The following is a 17,829-nucleotide window of genomic DNA, read 5'->3' as shown; positions in this document are numbered from 1 at the left end:
GAATTGCCGTGTCATCCTGGCGGCCCCACTCCGTTCATAGGAGGCTGCCGATGCGGCATTCACGTCAAGCTGGCCGCCGACCGTCCACCACCGGGCTGCGCCGGGCGGCGACCGCGGCCGGAATGGCGCTGGCCAGCGTGGCGGCCGGCACCGCCGTCGCGGTGCCGGCCCAGGCGGTCAGTTCGTCGGCGACCTGCCCCCGGGTCATCGTCATCGGTGTCCGGGGCACCGACGAGGCCGCGGGCTCGGGCGGGGGTTCCTACGACTACGCGACCGGCGGCTTCGGCAGCCGGCTCAACCTGACCTCCACCGTGGTCACCGGGACCTCGCTGACGGCGCGCCGAACCGGACTGAAGTATCCGGCGAAGGCCATCGCGCCGATCTACCCGATCAGCCAGGGGCAGGGCACGACGAACGTGAAGAACCTGGTCACCTCGCTGGGCACCACCTGCTCGTCGAGCACCCGGTTCGTCCTGGTCGGATACTCGCAGGGCGCGCACGTCATCGGTGACGCGCTCGCCAGCGACTCGGGCAACCGGATCGCCGCGACGTACCGGAACCGCATCGCGGCGGTGGTCTTCTTCGGCGACCCCACCTACCGCGCGGGCGAGCCCTTCAACGCCGGCACCGGCACGAGAAACGGCACCTGGCCGCGAGCCGTGGGCGTGCTGAGCGAGTTCAACAGCCGCCTCCGCTCCTACTGCTACGCCGGCGACAGGTGGTGCCAGAACATCAGCGACCCCAACGACGTCCACGGCACCAGGTACCAGACGTCCGCCGTCCAGACCGCGGCGCAGAGCTTCGTCCTCTCCAAGCTCTGAGCACACTTCTCACGCTCGCCGAACGATCCGGGCCTGGGGGCCGTCACACCGTCTCCGCCGGCCCGAAGGCCAGGGCGTGCGGATCGAGTGCGCCGAGGAAGTCGGCCGGGTCGAAACGCGCCCCGGCCGACGCCACCCCGGCCGCGGCGCCCTCCCCCGCCAGGATCCGTACGGCCGCCTCGACCACCAGCGGCGCGGTCACCGCGTAGATGTCACGGCCCGCCGCGGTCGCCCGCCGCGCCACCCCACCGGTACGCGCGACGACCTCGACGTGGAACGTCTGCGCCGACCGGCCACTCGCGTCGACGGCCACCGGCCCCGACGGGTCGTCGGCACGCAGGTCGTCGACCGCGTTCGACGTCATGTACGTCCCGATGCGCGCCACGTCGACATGGGTGGGGATCGTGGCACTGTCGGCCATCGTGAACTCACCGACGACCGGCCGTACCCCGGTCGTGAACTCGTACGTGGTCCGGGGCGCGGCGCCGTCGCGGTAGTCCAGCCGGCCGCCCTCGTACACGACGCGGCGGCCACCACGGCGCCGCGCCGACACCGCCCCGGTCGCCCGCGTTCCGGCGGTGGGGCGCCAACTGCTCAACGCGTACGCGACGACGATCTCCTCGGCGCCGCGGGCGCCGCCGAGCGCGGCGGTGGCCAGCAGGTCGCCGAGACCGCCGTAGAACGCGACCGCGGGCACGATCGGGACGGCGGCCCCGGCGTGGCGGGCGAACGTGTCGGTGACGACCTCGATCTCGGCGGTGACGTCGAGGTACGGGATGCCGGCCCGGACCGCGGCCGCGATGACGGGTTCGGCGGTGGCCGCGAACGGCCCGGCACAGTTGATCACCGCGTCGGCGCGGCGCAGCGCCACGTCGAGATCTGTGGTTCGGTCACAGGGAATCGGCGTCAGTCCCCGCCGGCGAAGCTCGGCGAGAACGAACCGCCCGGTACGGCCGGTAGCGCCCGGCACCGCGATGTGTCTGCTCACCCACCCAGCCTCGCGTCGACCCGGCCCGGGTACGAGCGTCCGTAACGCCACGCACCGTACAGTTTCGGACATGCACCGGGTGGCACTGGCCGTTACCGACGGAACACCGCTGTTCGAACTCGCCGCGGCCTGCGAGGTCTTCGGCATCGACCGTGGGCTCGCCGACCCCTGGTACGACTTCCTGATCTGTGGCGATGACGGCGCCCGGGTCGGCGGCTGGCTGAACGCCGGCATCCGCCGCGGCCTGGACGCCCTGGTCGAGGCCGACACCGTGATCGTCCCGTCGTGCCGCGACGCCGCCGAACCGCCGCCGCCGGCCCTCGTCGCCGCCGTCCGCGCCGCGCACGAGGCCGGCGCGCGGATCGCGTCGCTGTGCACCGGCGCCTTCGTCCTCGCCGAGGCCGGCCTGCTCGACGGCCGACCGGCGACCACCCACTGGGCCCACACCACCCTGATGCGCGACCGGTACCCGGGCGTACGGGTCGATCCGGACGTCCTCTACATCGACGACGGCGACGTGCTCACCTCGGCGGGCAAGGCCGCCGGCATGGACCTGTGCCTGCACCTGGTCCGGCGCGACCACGGCACAGCGGTCGCCAACGCCCTGGCCCGCACCCTGGTCGTGCCCCCGCACCGGCCCGGCGGACAGGCGCAGTACATCCCCGCGGCGGTCGCCCACGGCCGCGACCACGTCCTCGCCGACCTGATGACCTGGGCCCTGGCCCGCCTGGACCGGCCGACGACCGTACGCGAACTCGCCCGGCAGGCCGGGATGAGCCCCCGCAACCTGACCCGGCACTTCACCGCCGTCACCGGGACGAGCCCGCTGCGCTGGCTGCACACGCAACGGATCCGCCGCGCCCAGGAACTGCTGGAAACCTCCGACCTCAGCGTCGAACAGATCGCCGCCCGCACCGGGATGGGCACCGCCACCACGTTGCGCCGCCACTTCAGTCACCAGCTCGGCGTAGCGCCGGCCGCCTACCGCCAGACCTTCACCCGCGCGCGCACCGACTGACGGACCGGGCGAGACACCGACGGTCGGCTGTGGCAGGCTGCCCGGATGATCGACAGGCGTGCGTCGTTGGCAGCCGTGCGCCTGGCCCGCCCCGCCGACCGATGAGCCGCCACCCCGCTCCGTCCACTCTGGACGTGGGAGCGTCGGCCGTCGATACTCGATCCTGCCGTGCGGCCCCTCGGATCCCGGCAGTCCGAGAATTCCGCCAGCACGGCCATACCGAGGAGATGGACGTGGACATCGAAAGCCTGACCGGACCGCTCAGCGCGGACGCCGGCACCGACTGGTTCATCGATCCCGCCACCGGGGCCGCGACCGCCAGCGCACCGCTGCGCCTGGTCGCGCCGGACGGCGACTTCCAACTGAAGGCACGCGTACGAGCACAGCTTCGGGCCACCTTCGACGCCGGGGCGCTCTTCGTGCACGGTGGCCCGGACACGTGGGCGAAGCTGGCCCTGGAACGCTCCCCGGAGGGCGCGGACACCATCGTCACCGTGGTCACCCGCGGTGTCTCCGACGACGCGAACGGGGTGTCCGTCCCGGTGCCGGGCGAGACCTGGCTGCGGGTCTCCCGGGTCGGCGAGGTCTACACCTTCCACCACTCCGCGGACGGGGTCCGCTGGTCGCTGGCCCGCCTCTTCACGCTCGGCCCGGTCGACGGCCACCGGGTCGGGGTGAGCAGCCAGTCCCCGACCGGTGACGGGCTGACCACCTCCTTCACCGACGTCTCGGTGACCTCCTCGACCCTCACCGACCCCCGCGACGGCTCCTGACCACCCGGTACGCGGGCTGGCCGGCACGACCGTCCCGCTGCTAGGGTCCGCGCGTGGGAGCGATCCGGCCGGTGCACGTACTCGCCCTGTTGTGTCTTGTCGTCGTGGTCGCCGTCGCGGCGGGTCTGATCGCCTTCGCGAGGTCCCGGCGCTAGACCGTCGTCTACGGGAAGCTGGCGTGCCGTTCACGGGTAGTCACATCGCGGCCGTGCTGCCGCTGGCGCGGGTGGCGTGGCTGGTGCCGTCCGCCCTGGTGGTCGGGAGCATGGTTCCCGACCTGCCCTACTACCTGCCGCTGCCGGTGTCGGCGACGCTGACCCACTCGGTCGCCGGCGTCCTCGGCGTCGACGTGCTGCTGGGTCTGCTGGCACTCGCCCTGTGGCACGGGCTGCTCGCCCGCTTCCTGACCGCGATCTCGCCGGCCCGGTTGCGCGAGCGCCTGGTCCGGCCCGCGTCGCCGCGGCCCCGGCCGGTCCGCCTCGCGCCGATGCTTGTCGTCTCGCTGGCGGCCGGCGCGGCGACCCATGTGCTGTGGGACTCGTTCACCCACGACGGGATGTGGGGGGCCACCCACATCGGCTGGCTGGCCGAGCCACACTTCGGGATGGCCGGCTACCGCTGGGCGCAGTACGCCAGCACGGTGGCCGGTGCCGTCGCCGTGGCGGTCTGGCTGCTCCGGTGGTGGCGTACGGCACCGCCCCGGAACGCGGCCGGGCAGCGGCCGCCGGCCGGCCGGATGCTCGTGGCGGCGGCCTGGACCGCCATCGGGCTCACCACTGTCATCGGAGCTGCCCTGGCCCTCACCGAGGACGTGACACCGCGGCGAATGGTGTTCCTGGCCGTCACCAACGCCGGCGGCGCCGGACTGACGGCCGTCATCGTCCTGGCCGCGGGCTACGCCGTGCTGGCCCGACGCCGCCCGGCCCCGCGCTGACCCGACCGGGTCAGACCGCCACCACGCAGTTGTCGGAACTGCTGGTGCCCGCCCGGACACTGACGATCCCGGCCGAGCCGTCGCCGTAGAACCGGCAGAACAGGCCGGCGGGGCGGCCGCCGAACAGCAGCGGCCCGAGCACCGGGGCGACCTCGGCGTCGTACGGCTCGTCCGCGTCGTCGGCGATCAGCGTGACCCGGCACGTCTGCGGCACCACGAACTCCTGCACGATGCTGGTGCCGTCAGCCGCCGCGTCGACGGCGGCCTCCCACGCCGCCTGGTCGACGTCGCGCCCGAGGACGACCTGCTTGCCGCTCTCCCCCAGGCCGGCCTTGAGCACCAACTCCTCCCGGTGCTTCACCACGTACGGGAGCAGGTCGACGTCGCGGCCGTCGCGGGTGGTGCCGCGGTCGGCGAGAACCCGGGTCCACGGCAGGTATCTGTCGACGAGGGCCCGCTCGGCCGTGGTCATCCAGGGCCGGCCCTCCGACAGCAGGCCGAGGGTCAGCTTGCTGTGCAGGAACGTCGACGTCTGGGTGCCGACCAGCAGGCAGCCGTGGTCGAGCGCGTCCTGGACCGGGGAGGTGTCGAGGCCGGCGTCGAGCCAGTCCGGGATGGTGAAGTTACGCAGCCCGACGGGATAGCGCAGATGCGGCGCACAGTCCCACGCCTCGACCAGCTCCTCCGGCTCGAAGAACCGCGCGGTCAGCCCGTGGCTGTTGAAGTGTTCGGCCTCGACCTGGAAATAGCGGCTCTCGACGCCGTGCACCCGGGCACTGCCGGCGACGGCGACCCGCGGCGCCACCCCCAGTTCGGCGCACAACGACCGGAACATGTCGGCGCGTACGGCGAACGGGTCCGGGGAGCCGTACGGGACGCGCCCCTGTTCGTCGGCGTGCAGGCGGCGCCACACCTCGAGGCGGGAGTGCGTCTCGAGTACGCCGCCGAGCGCGCCGCTGACGTTGAACTCCAGGATCCGTGGCCCGTCGGGGCCGACGACGAGGTCCGGCCGTACGACGCTGTCGGCGTACCGTTCCTCGGCGAACGGGTCGGACATCCACAGCCGGTCCTCGGTGGGCGGCATCCGGTAGGCGGCGAGCCTGCCTTCGGTGGTGGGCGCGGTTTCCAGGGCGGTACGGCGCAGCAGGTCGAGCAGCGCGGTGGACGCCCGGAACACCTCGGTGTACGAGGCGCGCGGGATGGCCATCGGCGCGGCGGGCAGGACCCGCTGGTAGGGCCAGCCGGTGTCGCGCAGTTCGTGGCGCAGCATCCGGCGGATCGTGTCGGCCGGCGCGGCCGGGGTCAGCCGGTGGCTGCCGAACCACGGGTGCCCGGCCGGCCGGGTAGCGCGCGCGTCGTCGAACGTGGCCATGTGACGCTCCCCGGAGGCTGTGTGCGGGGCCGGTCGGCCCGGCGAGCGGATCCGTTCAGAACGAGCCTGATCCATCCAGGACGATAAGATCAATAGACTAGCATTCATGTGGCGTGGGCCGCGTCGACGCGGGAACCCGGAGGTGTGGGCATGACGCTGCGTCATGTGGGAGGCAACGAATACCGCGAGGAACACGGCGGCGACTACGAGGACTTCGAGCCCGGCATGGTGATCCGGCACTGGCCGGGCCGCACCATCTCCGAGACCGACAACACCTGGCTGACCCTGCTGACCATGAACCAGCATCCGCTGCACTTCGACGAGCACTACGGCAGCGGCACCGACTACGGCCGCGTCCTGGTCAACAGCGGGATCACGCTGTGTCTGGTCGGCGGGATGACGGTGCAGGCGCTGTCGGCGCGGGCGGTGGCGAACCTCGGCTGGGACAAGGTCCGGCTGCGCGACCCGGTGTTCGTCGGCGACACCCTTTACGCGACCAGCCGGATCCTGCACAAGCGGCTGAGCGGGTCGCGGCCCGGCCTGGGCATCGTCACGGTCGAGACGACCGGCGCGAAATCCACCGGTGAGACCGTCATCGTCTTCGAACGGTCGTTCATGGTCCGCTGCCGCGACCACTCCTGAGCTCTATCCGCCGGCCGCCTCGTGCAGCGCCACCGCGGCGGCGGTGTCCTCGATCGCCATCCCGACGGTGCGCAGGACCGAGGTCCGGCCACCGGCCCGGACCTCGCCGGTCACCAGCGCACCCAACTCGCACAGGTCGTCGGGACGGATCAGCCCGGCGGCCAGGGCCGCCCGCACCTCACCGGCGCCGTCCCGGGCCGCGGCCCGGTCCTCGACGACGACGACCGCGTCGGCGAGGAGGGCGGGTTCGACCTCGATCGCGTCCGGATGCGTGCCACCGATGACGTTCACGTGCGCCCCGGACGCCACCCAGTCCGCCGCCAGCACGGGTCTGTCGGCACTGGTCGACGTCGCCGTACAGATGATCGGCGCGTCCCGGACGGCGGCCCGGGCCGTGTCGCAGACCTCGACCCGGACCGGATGGGGTGCGGTGTCGCGGACCTCGTCGGCGAACTCCTCGGCCCGGGACCGGGTCCGGGAGAAGATCCGCACGGTACGGATGCGCCGCACCGCCGCGACCGCGCGGACCAGCGAGCGGGCCTGCACCCCGGCACCGATGACGGCGAGATCGTCGGCGTCGTCGGCGGTGCACCAGCGGGTCGCCAGGGCGGCGACGGCGCCGGTGCGGATCGCGGTCAACTCGGCACCGTCCAGCAGGGCGGTGATCTGCCCGGTGGTCAGGTCGGTCAACGCGACGACGCCGTGGATCAGCGGCAGCCCGCGCTCCGGGTTGTCCGGGGTCAGCGTTGTGATCTTGACGCTGCCGACACCGCGCTGCTCCCAGATCGCGGGGCTGACCAGGAGCACCCGCTGCGGACCGTGCTCGAGCACCGTCCGGGCCGGGGACCGGGTCCGGCCGGCGGCCAGGTCGACGAACATCTCCCCCAGTACGTCGATCACCCGGATCAGGCGGCGGCTGCCCGCCATGCCGGCCGCGGTGACCGTCACCGGGCCGGTCATCCGGCACCGAACCGGGCGGTCCACGCGTCGCCACGGGCCACGGTGTCGCGGGCCATCCGGGCGAACGGCGGGCCGACCATGTTCCCGTCGAGTACGGCGATCCCGCCGCCCGCCGCCCCGACGGCCTGGGTCACCCGGCGGGCCAGGCGCAGGTCGTCGGGATTCGGCCGCAGCGCCTGGTTGATGACGGCGAGTTCGCTGGGATGCACCGTCGCCTTGCCGTGGAAGCCGAGGGTCCGGATCCGGGCGGTCTCCTCGGCCAGGACCGCCGGCTCGGTGAGCCGGAAGTTGGCGGTGTCGATGCACGCGATGCCGTAGCGGGCACAGGCCAGCGCCATCGCCTGCCGGGCGGCGAGCATCGCCTCCCAGGTGATCTCGACGCCGAGGGTGGCGGCCAGATCGGCCGAGCCGAGGACCAGGCCGTCCGCCGCCCGCGCGATCGGGTCGATGTCGACGACCGCCTCCACGGTCTCGACCGTCACATAGATCTCCGGGTGCGCGTCCGCCGACGCCAGGATCCGGCGGACCACCTCGATCTCGGCCGCGTCGGTCACCATCGTCATCATGACGATCCCGGGCCGTACCCGGGACTCGGTGAGCATGACCAGGTCCTGCACCGCCGCGACACCGCGCAGTTCGTTCATCCGAACCGCGATGTTCGCCGGCTTGGGCGCCTTCTCCAGCGCGTCCCGGCACACGGTGCGCGCGGCCGGCTTCTCCGCCGGCGGCACCGAGTCCTCCAGGTCGATCAGGTGGACGTCGGCGTCGTAGTTCCACGCCTTGACGACCCGGTCCAGCGACAGCGCCGGGGTGTAGAGGATGCTCCGCGGAATCCCCACCGTACTTCCCTCGCTGCGCTCGGTCATGGCGCCACCGGCTCGGGCCGGGCGCCGGCCGGCCGGGCACCGGCCTCGACGAGCACCGCGCACAGCTGCCGGATCTGCTCCTCGGTCTGGCCGGCCCGCAGCATCGCCCGCAGCCCTGCCGTGCCACGGGCGACGATCGGGAAGAAGACCGGCGAGACGTAGAAGCCGGCCGCGAAGACCCGCTGCGCCGCCTCGATGACCGTCTCGTCGCTCATCGGCACCACCCGGATCGGGTACGTGCTGCCGGCCTGTTCGGTCGCCAGCAACGAGTCGAACAGCGCGATGTTGGCGTACAGCCGCTCCTGCAACTCGGTCAGTTCCTCGGTGCGGTGGATCTCCGCGGACGCCATCGCCGCCCCGACCGCGGCCGCGTTCATCTTCTGCGAGTAGCCCAGCGGCCCGGCGAAGCGTTCGATGATCCGCCGCGTCTCCTTCGGATAGCCGTCGATCAGGATCGCGGTGCCGCCGGCCCCGAAGCCCTTGCTGAGCGTCGCGACGGTGACGGTGCGCTGGTCCAGCGCCGGCGAGTGCGAGCGGACGTAGCCGATGCCCCGCTCCCCGTACGCCGACAGCGAGTGTGAGTCGTCGTAGAAGACCATCATGTTGTATTTGTCCTGCAGCTCGGCCAGTTCCCGGACCGGGGCGTAGCCGCCGAGGCTGTCCGACCCGTCGACGACGTAGCAGACGCGTTCGTAGGTGCGGCACATGTCCTCGAGGAAGTCGAGGTCGTGGTGGCGGCTGGTGACCACCTCGGTCTCGTCGGCACAGGCCGGCTTGGCGTTGGCCAGCGACACGTGGGCGTTCTTGTCGAAGACCATCAGGGGCCGCACACCGTTGCCGAGGTGCCCCGACGAGATCAGCGGCAGCAGACCGGTGCTGGCCGCCGCCGTCGAGATCGCGGTGACGACCTCGGCGCCGAACAGTTCGCCCAGCGAGTCCTCCAGTTCGAGCAGCACCGGTGTCTGGACCCGGGTACGCGGGATGCAGTGGTCCAGCACGCCGAAGCGCCGCAGGGAGGCGACCGCCCCGTCGATGACCTTCGGGTGCGTGTCCAGGTCCAGATAGGAGCAGACGGTGAAGTTCACGAACTCGTGCCCGTCGGCGGTACGCAGCACACCGTCGTTCAGGTCACCGACGATCCCGGCGACCCCGTGCTCCTCGCTCATGTTCCAGAACATGTTCCCGATCCCGACGAGCTTGTCGTTGTTGCGGTACCGGTGGGCGGGCGTGATGGTCTTGCGCTCGCTCATGACGACTGCACCTCGGTGGGCTTGTAGTGGTAGACGCGCGTGAGCTTGCGGTACGCGTAGGTGTAGAGCGCCACGCCGAGCACGTGCGGCCGGCGGAAGATCTTCGCCGACTTCAGCCAGAAGTTGACGTTGACGTTGACGTCGTCCAGCGACTCGGCCTGGTGCCACCAGCCCAGCGGCAGGTAGAGCATCTCGCCGGCCTCCAGGATCAGGTCGCGGCGCTGCGCGAGCTTGGGCACCAGCCTCGGGTAGCGCTGCATGTCGACGTTGTCCATGTCGAACACCTGCGACTTGTCGCCGAAGCCGCGCAGCACCGACCGCGGGTAGTACTCCCGGGAGCCGGGCGGGGCGATGATGAACCGCTTGCGGCCCTCGAGTGCGATGTTGAAGTTCTCGAACTCGTCGAAGTGACTTTTGGTGAACACGCCGCGGTGGCTGATCCACAGGTTGGCCGCGTACAGCGAGCGGCCGTATCCGAAGAACTTCTCGGCGTCGAACCCGATGACGGCGTTGACGTCGGCGGGGCTGTTGCGGATGTTCGACACGATCCGGTGCCAGGTGTCCGGGCTGGTCATGTACGTCTCGTCGGCGAAGAACTCGCGCAGCCGGATGTCGCGGGTCTCCCAGCGTCCGGGGTGGTTCTTGTCGCTCGGCTCGGTGAAGAGGGTGACCAGCATGTTTCCCAGCCGCTGCGCCACCCCCTCGCGGCCCAGCCCCTGGACGCTGTCCGGCAGCTTGATCACCACCGGGACGTCGGCCCGGAACAGGCCGCCGGGTCCGGCGGCGTTGAACTCGTCGAACGACATCCGGGTGACCGGCACTCCCGCCGTCCCGGCTACCGCATCCGATTTCTCCATGTTGCCTGTCCTTACTTCTGAAGGGCCGCCACGCGCCCGGTACGGGCGCTCAGCTCTGCCACCACGTCCACGATCAGGTCCTCCTGGCCGGCGATGGCCTGCCGTCTGCCGAGTTCGAAGAACACGTCGCGCGGGTCGACACCGGCGCGGGCGGACAGCTCGACGACCCGGTGCTTGAAGCCGGAGAACACCCCGGCCAGGCCACTGACGATGGTCATCGACGCGGTCACCGGCGGGGCCGGCATGAGTTCGCGCTCGGCCAGGTCGGCGGCGTCGAGCAGCGCGTAGAGGTCGATGCCGGTCGAAAAGCCGCTGCGTTCCAGGACCGGCACCAGCACCTCGAGCTGGGTGTTGCCCGCCCCGGCACCGAAGCCGCGGGCGCAGCCGTCGATGATCGAGGCACCGGCCTGGGCGGCGGCGACGGAGTTGGCGACCGCCATGCCGAGGTTGTCGTGCCCGTGGAAGATCACCGGCGTGTCGACCGCCGACCCGATCGCCGCGATCCTCGCGGTGACGTCCGGGGGCAGGAACCAGCCGGCCGAGTCCATGATCCCCACCGCCTGTGCCCCGTATCCGACGGCCCGCGCGGCGTGCTCGGCCAGTTCCCCAGGGGTGGCCATGTGGCTCATCATCAGCACGCAGTGCGCCTCGGCGCCGGCGTCGCGCAGGACGCCGAGGTGCCGTTCGGCGAGCGACGTCTCGGTGGCGTGCACGCCGATCCGGACGACGTCGGCGCCGCGGGCGATGGCCCGCCGCAGGTCGGTGGAGGTGCCCCAGCCGGGCAGCATGAAGACACCCATCCGGCTGTGCCGCAGGGCCTCGCGGACCGTGGAGAGCATTTCGTCGTCGCCGACCGCGGCGAGTCCGACCTGTAGCGACGAGGCTCCCAGGCCGTTGCCGTGGCCGACCTCGACCACCGGGATGCCGGCCGCGTCGGCGGCCTCGGCGTAGCGGCGGATGGCGTCGACCCCGAGCTGGTGGCGGACCGCGTGCTGGCCGTCGCGCAGGGTCGGGTCGTAGATGAGTACGTCGTTCACCGGTGCGCCTCCGCCCGGACGGTCCGGCCCGTCGCCGCCGCGTGCTGCTCGGCGACCATGACGGCGGCGGAGTTGATGATGTCGAGGTTGCCGGCGTAGTGGGGCAGGACGTCGCTGTGGGCCAGCACCTGCACGGCGACCGTGACCCGGTCGTCGACGACGGTGCAGGCGGTGACCGCGTAGCCGGGGGCGAAGGAACGCACCCGGGCGGCGGCCTCGTCGACCGTGGCCCGTATCGCCGCCGGGTCGGCGCCGGGTATCCGGGCGTGCACCGCCGTACGGAACGTCGCCGGCGGGACGGCCGGGCTGATGTTCAGGATCGCCTTGACGGCCGAGACCCCGGAGTACGTGGTGACGGCGTGCTCGGTGGTCGCCACGTACTCGTCGAGGTTCAGTCTGGTCGCGCGGCCGGCGATGGTGCTGGCCACGGTCGAGACGACCTCGATGTACGTCGCGGGGAACCGGGTCGCCAGCGCGTGCACGATCGGGACGGACGCCTGACCGCCGCAACTGATCAGGTTGACGTTGCGTCCGGTCGCCACCCCGACCCCGGTCACGGTCGGCACCACCATCTGCCCGACCCCGCTGGGCGTCAGGTCGACCACCAGCGTGCCCAGCGGCTCCAGCAGTCGCCAGTGGTGCCGGTGGGAGGCGGCGTTGGTGGCGTCGAAGACGATGTCGAACGGGCGTTCCGCCGCCAGGATGGCGTCGATCCCGGCCGCGCTGGCCGGATAGCCGAACCGCTCGGCGTGCCGCAGCCCCGCCGAGTCCGGGTTGCGCCCGGCGACCAGACGGCAGTCCAGCGCCCGGGACCGGTCGATCTTGCTGATCAGGTCCTGGCCGATGGCGCCGGTGCCGATGACGGCGACGGTGGCGGGCGCGACGAGGTCCGGTCCGGGGGTGGTCACGTCCGGGGTGAGGCTCACGGCGTGCCTCCGTGGGGCCGGGGTCGGCAGGTCCGCGGATGCCGGGCGAGGGATCGCTGGACACCGGCCGGGTGGCGCCCGGCGTCCGGTTCACGGGTTCTCATGTACGTCGTCCTCACCATTCGATCCGCGCCGGCCACTCCTGACCGGCGGCATTCCGGCGGTGGTGGCGCCTGGAGGGGGTCCGGTACCCGTCCATCGGGTGGCCGCCGGGGCTGCCCGTCCAGGTCGGACCGGCAGCGGCGGGCGGCACGGTGATGCGGCGGCTCTCAGGCCGCCGACGGGTCGCCGAGAAACGAAAGGTCCGCCGGCTGACGGATCGCGTTGCGACCGGAAACCACCATTCGACAGGGTCCATTCGGCCGCGTGTGCCGCACCGTCAAGCAACAAACGGACATATGACTGATCTCAGAGATTCCCAAGCAGCAATCGAAAGCACTCCCGGATGCATTCATCTCCAGCAATGCTGGACCTTACTGTGACGAAGCGACCGACCGCGAGAACCAACCGCGACCACTATCCGTGACAATCAACCCCAACAGCCGGCCGCCATCGACGGTACCAGATATTTACGGGTATCGGACCTGCGTGTTGGGTCACCCTCGGGACAGTCGAGAGCGGGACACCCGACACCCGGGACTACGCCGGCACTCAGCCGCAAAGCGACGCCAACCAGCATCGATCAGGCTCACCCCCAGCATTTTGCCGACCGTCACACACCGTCCCGGTCGATGCCTATACAAAACCAAAACCCGATCCGTCAACCCGAAGATCTGTTGCCGCACCGCCGGCCGGCGACACTGCGTAACCGATGCCGCCACGATCCTTTCGACTATCCTCATCACACTCGTGCGTACGTGCATTCCGGACCGTGGTCCGGGCAGAGCCGCGACGTACGCACCGCTCGAAAGGGGACACGATGGATCGTCGGCCGTGCCGCAACAGGGCTGGTCAGGGACACCACCCGCCAGGCAGCACCGGACCGGACGGGTCCCGCCCCAGCACCACGCCATGACCAAACTGGCCACCCCCACCGCCGCCGGACGCCAGCGGCTGGGCGCCGACTTCTCCAAGCTGTGGTCCGCCGCCGCCGTCTCCGCGATCGGCGACGGCGTCACGATCGCCGCCGGTCCCCTGCTGGCCGCCCAACTCACCGACGACCCCCGCCTCATCGGCGGCGTCTCGGTCGCGTTCACCGCCCCGTTCGTGCTGTTCGGCATCCCCGCCGGCCTGCTCGTCGACCGCGTCGACCTCCGCAAGGCGCTGGTCCGGGTCGACCTCGCCCGGGCCGTCCTGCTCGTCGTGCTCACCGCCGGGATCATCGGCGGTTGGGGCGGGCTGCCGCTGCTCTACGTGTGCATGTTCCTGCTCGGTGTCGGGGAGGTCTTCTGCCGCAACGCCGCACAGGTCCTCGTCCCGTTCGTCGCCCCCGAGTCCGGACTGTCCACCGCCAACGCCCGCATCATGGCCGCCCAGGAGGCCGGAACCGGCTTCGTCGGCCCGCTCTTCGGCGCCCTGCTCTTCGGCGTCGCCGTCGCCCTGCCGTTCGGCGTCGACGCGGCCACGTTCCTGTGCTCGGCCCTGCTCCTCGCCCGGATGCGCCGCACCCGACCGCCCGCCGAACGGCGCGACACCACCGGCGTGCTGGCGCAGATGCTCGCTGGCGCGAAGTGGCTGTGGCGCCACCACCTGCTCCGCAACCTCGCCCTGCTCTCCTGCACGATCAACCTCGCCGGCAGCGCCATGCTCGCCGTACTCGTGGTGCACAGCAGCCAGGTGCTCGAACTGAGCCCGTTCGGGTACGGCGTCATGCTCTCCTGCCAGGCCGTCGGAGCCGTCCTCGCCTCCCGGATCGCCCCCCTGCTGACCAACCGGCTCGGCCGCGAGGGAGCACTCGTCGCCACCGCCACCCTGATCGCCTCCAGCGAAGCCGTGCTGGCCCTCGTGCCCTCGCCGTACGCGGCCGGCATCGCCCTCGCCCTCTTCGCCTGCGGGACGGTGACCTGGAACGTCGTCGTGGTGGTCCTGCGCCAGACCCTGGTCCCCCGGCACCTGCTCGGCCGCGCCAACAGCGTCTACCGGCTGATCGCCTGGGGCGGGCTGCCCGTCGGCGCGGCGGCCGGCGGCATCGTCGCCGCCGAGGCCGGCACCCCCGCCGTCTTCGGTGCCGGCGCGATCGTCATGACAGTCATCGCGGTGATCCTGATCCGCGGCGCCCGCCGGCGGTGGATCACCACCGTCGTGGAGGCCCAGCAGGACGACGGCCCCGCCCACGCCACCGACGACCGGACACCCGCCGGGCCGGACACCACCGACACCGGGCCGAACGCGCGCACCATGCCGGAAAGGTAAGCCGATGACCGTCACCCGCCCGCCCCACCTGCACCGGTCACCGCTGGGGCACGCGTACGTGGAACACCTCGCCGGAGCCGCGGACGCGGGCGACCCGACGGCCGCCGCCCGCGAATCCGCCGCCCTCACGCTGGCATACCGGGACCGGTTCCTGGCCGGCCCCGCCTTCCTCGGCGACGCCGAGCGCCGCACCGTCGCCGGTGACCTGCGCACCATCTACGACCTGCTGCGCTCGCTACCGGACCGGATCTTCGGGGGAAGCCTCGCCGCCCTGGCCGGGGCCGTCGGCATGAGCGGCCAGCAGACCGAGCTGATCACCCGCAGTGCCCGTACCGGGTCGCTCGTCCCGCTCGGCCGCGCCGACCTCTACCACGACGGTACGGCGTTCAGCCTGCTCGAATTCAACATCACGAGCGCGCTCGGCGGTTTCGAGAACGCCGACCTCAACCGGGCCATGCTGACCTTCGCCCCGCTGCGGGAGTTCGTGACCCGACACCGGCTGGGCCACCGCGACACGCTGGCCTGCATGGCGCGGACGATGCTCGCCGAATGCGCCACGGCGGTCCCCACCGGCCGGCCGCCGGTCGTCGCCGTACTGGACACCGTGGACAACTTCGCCGTCATCGGGCCCCGGCTGCGGGTGTTCGCCGCGAAGCTCGCCGAACACGGCATCGAGGGAATCGCCTGCCACCCCGGCCAGCTGACCTATCCGAACGGCCGCCCCACCGTCGCGGGCCGGACCGTCGACATCGTCTACCGGTATTTCCTCGCCGAGGACCTCGCCGATCCGGCGTCCGTGGCCGAACTGGAACCGCTCCTGGCAGCCGCCGACCAGGGGAAGGTCGGCCTGTTCAGCCGGCTGGACGCCGAGATCTACGGCAACAAGGCAACGCTGGCCATGCTCTCCGACGACCGGCACCGTGCCCTGTTCGACGCCGCGGAACTCGCCTGCGTCGACCGCCTCCTGCCCTGGACGCGGTACGTACGCTCACGGACCACCGACCCCGGCGGCAGCGACGTCGACCTGCTCCGCTACGCCGTGGCGCACCGCGACGACCTGGTCCTGAAGCCGACCCTGCTGCACGGCGGCAGCGGGATCGTCGCCGGCTGGCAGGTCGACCCGGCCCGGTGGGAGGCCGACCTCACCGCGGCGATGGACGGCCCGTACGTGCTGCAACGCCGCATCCGCCCGGCGGCCGAAGCCTTCCCGGACGGCGCCGGCGGCGCCCAGGACCTCTACCTCAACTGGGGGATCTACCTCGGCGACGTCGACGTCGTCGGCGAGGACGGATACGCCGGATGCTTCGTACGCGGCAGCACCGACCCGGCGGTCGGTGTGGTCAGCCTCGGTGCCGGCGCGGCCGTCGGGTCCGCCTTCCACGAGAGCTGACCGGATCGGGCACCGGCGGCGCGGCCGCGCCGCCGGTCCCGGCGAATCGGTTCAGGACGTGGTCACTCGTCCGCGCCGGACTGCACCCGGGCGATCCACGCCTCGACGTCGTCGGCCGTGCGCGGCATCGCCGACGACAGGTTTTCGTGGCCGTCCTGCGTGACGAGCACGTTGTCCTCGATCCGGACCCCGATGCCGCGGAACTCCTCCGGCGCCACCAGGTCGTCCGCCTTGAAGTAGAGACCCGGCTCGACGGTAAGGATCATGCCCGGCTTCAGTTCGCCGTCCATGTAGTCCTTACGCAGCAGCATCTGGCAGTCGTGCACGTCCATGCCCAGGTGGTGGGAGGTGCCGTGGACCATCCAGCGCCGATGCCAGCCACCGTTCTCGGGGTCCAGCGTCTGCTCCAGCGTCACGCCGTCGGGCAGCAGCCCCCACTCGTGCAGCTTGCGGGCGATGACCCGGTTGGCGGCGGCGTGGATGTCGCTGAACTTGTTGCCCGGCTTCACCGCCGCCATCCCGGCCTCCTGTGCCTCCAGGACCGCCTCGTAGATCTTGCGCTGGACCTCGGTGAAGCGGCCGTTGACCGGCAGGGTCCGGGTGATGTCGGCGGTGTAGAGCGAGTCCAGCTCCACCCCGGCGTCGATCAGCATCAGGTCGCCCTCGCGCACCTGCCCCGTGTTCTTCGTCCAGTGGATCGTGTTGGCGTGGTCCCCGGACGCGCAGATCGACTCGTATCCGACGCCGTTGCCCTCGTGCCGCGCGTACAGGCCGAAGAGTCCCTCGACCCAGCGCTCGCCGCGGCCCTTGCGGACCGCCTCCGGCAGCCCGTCGATGATCGACTCGAAGCCCTGGTGGGTGGCGGCGATGGCCCGGCGCATCTCGCCGATCTCCCACTCGTCCTTGCAGATCCGCATCCCGGACAGGAACCGGGCAAGTTCCTCGTCCGCGTCGGTCGGCCCGGAGGCGGACGTCGCCGCCTCGGCACGGACCTCGTCGACCCGGCGGGCCACCTGGTCGTCGGCCGCCCGCACCACCCGTAGCTGGATCACACCGGCGTCCTTGGCCAGCGTGTCCGGCAGCGAGTCGATGTGGCGGGCGCCGACCCCCAACCGGGACTCGATGTCCTGGATCGTCGGGCGCGGCCCCACCCAGAACTCGCCGAACCGGGCGTCGGCGAAGAACTCCTCGGTGTCGCGCGCGGCGAGGGGCCGGAAGAACAGGATCGCCTCGTGGCCGCCGCCCTCCGGCTTCGGGTCGAGCACCAGGACACTGTCCGGCTCGCTGTCCGCGCCGAGACCGGTCAGGTAGGCGAACGCGGTGTGCGCCCGGAACGTGTAGTCCGTGTCGTTGCTGCGTACTTTCAGGCCGCCGGCCGGGATGACGAGACGCTCGCCCGGGAACCGCTCGGACACGGCCGCCCGGCGCCGGGCGGCGTGGTCCGCGATCTCGGCGCGCGGTACGGGTTCGGTACTCCGGCTGGCCCATCCGGAAGCGATGAACGCGCGGAACGCGTCGCTGCCCGGGGTGTTCCGGTGGCTGGCCTTCACCTGCTTGTCGCTCGTCATGGTCGATATTCTGCCACGTGGTCGGGTGTTTCCCGACCCGCGACCAGGCCGCCCGCACCGACGGTGACGGCGCGG

At 71.8% G+C, this 17,829-nt stretch carries 16 protein-coding genes; 7 read left to right on the top strand and 9 right to left on the bottom strand.

Features of this window, described 5'->3' with window-relative positions; genetic code table 11:
* The first annotated feature begins 50 nt into the window (after nt 1-50).
* On the top strand, nt 51-821 hold the full coding sequence (locus AB0I42_RS12940; protein WP_357536916.1) for a cutinase family protein: 771 nt from the start codon (nt 51-53) through the stop codon (nt 819-821).
* Between the two features lie 43 nt (nt 822-864).
* Here the strand turns inward: AB0I42_RS12940 and AB0I42_RS12935 are convergent, their stop codons facing one another.
* Complete coding sequence (locus AB0I42_RS12935) at nt 865-1,809, bottom strand: saccharopine dehydrogenase (protein WP_357536915.1); 945 nt, start codon at nt 1,807-1,809, stop codon at nt 865-867.
* 70 nt (nt 1,810-1,879) lie between these two features.
* On the opposite strand from AB0I42_RS12935, the gene AB0I42_RS12930 reads away from it, so the two are divergent.
* The 3 genes from AB0I42_RS12930 (at nt 1,880) to AB0I42_RS12920 (ending at nt 4,534) form a co-directional block, all read left to right on the top strand.
* The gene (locus tag AB0I42_RS12930) at nt 1,880-2,827 is read left to right on the top strand and encodes a helix-turn-helix domain-containing protein (protein ID WP_357536913.1); all 948 of its coding nucleotides are present in this window, start codon (nt 1,880-1,882) and stop codon (nt 2,825-2,827) included.
* Between the two features lie 233 nt (nt 2,828-3,060).
* Nucleotides 3,061-3,600: a DUF1349 domain-containing protein gene (locus AB0I42_RS12925; RefSeq protein ID WP_357536911.1), complete on the top strand. Its 540-nt coding sequence runs from the start codon at nt 3,061-3,063 to the stop codon at nt 3,598-3,600.
* 178 nt (nt 3,601-3,778) lie between these two features.
* Nucleotides 3,779-4,534, top strand: a complete 756-nt coding sequence (locus AB0I42_RS12920) for a DUF4184 family protein (RefSeq protein WP_357536909.1) — start codon at nt 3,779-3,781, stop codon at nt 4,532-4,534.
* Between the two features lie 10 nt (nt 4,535-4,544).
* Here the strand turns inward: AB0I42_RS12920 and AB0I42_RS12915 are convergent, their stop codons facing one another.
* The gene (locus tag AB0I42_RS12915; RefSeq protein ID WP_357536907.1) at nt 4,545-5,906 is read right to left on the bottom strand and encodes a hypothetical protein; all 1,362 of its coding nucleotides are present in this window, start codon (nt 5,904-5,906) and stop codon (nt 4,545-4,547) included.
* 150 nt (nt 5,907-6,056) lie between these two features.
* Here AB0I42_RS12915 and AB0I42_RS12910 point away from each other — a divergent pair, with 150 nt between their 5' ends.
* Nucleotides 6,057-6,548, top strand: coding sequence for a MaoC family dehydratase (locus tag AB0I42_RS12910; RefSeq protein WP_357536905.1), 492 nt, complete (start codon nt 6,057-6,059; stop codon nt 6,546-6,548).
* 3 nt (nt 6,549-6,551) lie between these two features.
* On the opposite strand, the gene AB0I42_RS12905 is transcribed toward AB0I42_RS12910, so the two are convergent.
* From AB0I42_RS12905 to AB0I42_RS12880, 6 genes are all read right to left on the bottom strand, one after another.
* On the bottom strand, nt 6,552-7,508 hold the full coding sequence (locus AB0I42_RS12905; protein WP_357536903.1) for an ornithine cyclodeaminase family protein: 957 nt from the start codon (nt 7,506-7,508) through the stop codon (nt 6,552-6,554).
* On the bottom strand, nt 7,505-8,374 hold the full coding sequence (locus AB0I42_RS12900; protein WP_357536901.1) for an aldolase/citrate lyase family protein: 870 nt from the start codon (nt 8,372-8,374) through the stop codon (nt 7,505-7,507). Before AB0I42_RS12900 ends, AB0I42_RS12905 begins: the two co-directional genes overlap by 4 nt.
* On the bottom strand, nt 8,371-9,624 hold the full coding sequence (locus tag AB0I42_RS12895; protein ID WP_357536899.1) for an aminotransferase class I/II-fold pyridoxal phosphate-dependent enzyme: 1,254 nt from the start codon (nt 9,622-9,624) through the stop codon (nt 8,371-8,373). The genes AB0I42_RS12900 and AB0I42_RS12895 overlap by 4 nt, the downstream gene beginning before the upstream one ends.
* Complete coding sequence (locus tag AB0I42_RS12890; protein ID WP_357537154.1) at nt 9,621-10,430, bottom strand: cupin-like domain-containing protein; 810 nt, start codon at nt 10,428-10,430, stop codon at nt 9,621-9,623. Before AB0I42_RS12890 ends, AB0I42_RS12895 begins: the two co-directional genes overlap by 4 nt.
* A gap of 62 nt (nt 10,431-10,492) precedes the next feature.
* Entirely contained in the window at nt 10,493-11,518 is a 1,026-nt protein-coding gene (gene dmpG / locus AB0I42_RS12885) for a 4-hydroxy-2-oxovalerate aldolase (protein WP_357536897.1), read from the bottom strand.
* A complete protein-coding gene (locus AB0I42_RS12880; protein WP_357536896.1) occupies nt 11,515-12,444 on the bottom strand; it encodes an acetaldehyde dehydrogenase (acetylating) in 930 nt (309 codons plus the stop codon). The genes dmpG and AB0I42_RS12880 overlap by 4 nt, the downstream gene beginning before the upstream one ends.
* Before the next feature lie 1,011 nt (nt 12,445-13,455).
* Here AB0I42_RS12880 and AB0I42_RS12875 point away from each other — a divergent pair.
* Together AB0I42_RS12875 and AB0I42_RS12870 are read left to right on the top strand one after the other, a co-directional pair.
* On the top strand, nt 13,456-14,796 hold the full coding sequence (locus AB0I42_RS12875; RefSeq protein WP_357536895.1) for an MFS transporter: 1,341 nt from the start codon (nt 13,456-13,458) through the stop codon (nt 14,794-14,796).
* 4 nt (nt 14,797-14,800) lie between these two features.
* The gene (locus tag AB0I42_RS12870) at nt 14,801-16,186 is read left to right on the top strand and encodes a hypothetical protein (protein ID WP_357536893.1); all 1,386 of its coding nucleotides are present in this window, start codon (nt 14,801-14,803) and stop codon (nt 16,184-16,186) included.
* Nucleotides 16,187-16,248: 62 nt separating this feature from the next.
* On the opposite strand, the gene AB0I42_RS12865 is transcribed toward AB0I42_RS12870, so the two are convergent.
* The gene (locus AB0I42_RS12865; protein WP_357536892.1) at nt 16,249-17,754 is read right to left on the bottom strand and encodes an aminopeptidase P family protein; all 1,506 of its coding nucleotides are present in this window, start codon (nt 17,752-17,754) and stop codon (nt 16,249-16,251) included.
* Nucleotides 17,755-17,829 lie beyond the last annotated feature (75 nt).

It is taken from the genome of Polymorphospora sp. NPDC050346 (assembly GCF_040655695.1).
GTDB lineage: Bacteria > Actinomycetota > Actinomycetes > Mycobacteriales > Micromonosporaceae > Polymorphospora > Polymorphospora lycopeni.
Note: the sequence above shows the minus strand (reverse complement) of the source record. Positions and strands in the feature narration are given on the sequence as shown.